Origin of the sequence: Lentimicrobium sp. S6, from assembly GCF_013166635.1 — a bacterium.
Lineage (GTDB): Bacteria > Bacteroidota > Bacteroidia > Bacteroidales > UBA12170 > UBA12170.
This window is the reverse complement of sequence record NZ_JABKBZ010000222.1, coordinates 1-977: the sequence shown is the minus strand read 5'-3', so window position 1 is coordinate 977 and position 977 is coordinate 1. Positions and strand designations below refer to the sequence as shown.

The following is a 977-nucleotide window of genomic DNA, read 5'->3' as shown; positions in this document are numbered from 1 at the left end:
TTGTATCGACGATGTCCCAGTGATGAGCAATTTATCTTGGACAGATAATTGCGATGGTTCAGGAAGTGTAGCCGGAACAGACGCTGCTATAGTTGGCACAGATTGTAACGGAACTGTCACCAGAACATGGACTTATACAGATGGAGGCGGAAATACAGCATCTACAACACAGACTATTACAGTCTTAGATAATGTAAATCCAACAGCCATCTGTAAACCTTATACAATTAGTTTAGATAATTCGGGAAATGCACTTTTAATTCCTGAAAATGTAAATGATGGTTCTACAGATAATTGTGGTATTGCCTCAATGAGTGTTTCACCAAATAGTTTTACTTCTGCTAACCTCGGATTAAATAATGTTGTTCTGACAGTCACTGATAATTGTGGAAATACTAATACTTGTAATGCAATAATTACTGTAATTGATGAAAATCCTCCAATTGCAGTATGTCAAGACATTACAATAGAACTAAATGCAGCCGGAACAGCAAGTATCACCGGAGCAATGATTGATAATGGTTCTCATGATAATGGCGTAGTGGTTTCTTTAGATGCCAATCCAAACACATTCGATTGTACAAATGTAGGAGTGAACACAGTAACGCTAACAGTAACTGATGATGCAGGTTTAACCACAACATGTGAGTCTATAGTAACAGTAGAAGACAATATTGCCCCAGTAATGGCCTCACAGAATGTAACTATTCAATTAGATGCCTCAGGAGCAGCCAGTATTACAGCCGCCAATATTGATAATGGAAGTTATGATAATTGTGATTTCACCTTAACAGCAAGTCAAACAGACTTTGCTTGTACAGACCTAGGCTTAAATACAATAACTCTAACCGGAACAGATGCCAGTAATAATGTATCAACAATTACTGCCGATGTCACAGTAGAGGATGTTATTGACCCAAGTATTACTTGTGGAGCAGCAATAAGCCAAACCGCAGATGCAGGACAAGCCAATGCTT

The 977-nt window shown here is 38.4% G+C and carries 1 protein-coding gene; it reads left to right on the top strand.

Translation table 11 applies throughout. The features are described 5' to 3' along the window. Positions 1 to 977: hypothetical protein (locus HNS40_RS22440; RefSeq protein WP_216664207.1), on the top strand; the 977-nt coding region annotated here is incomplete at both ends.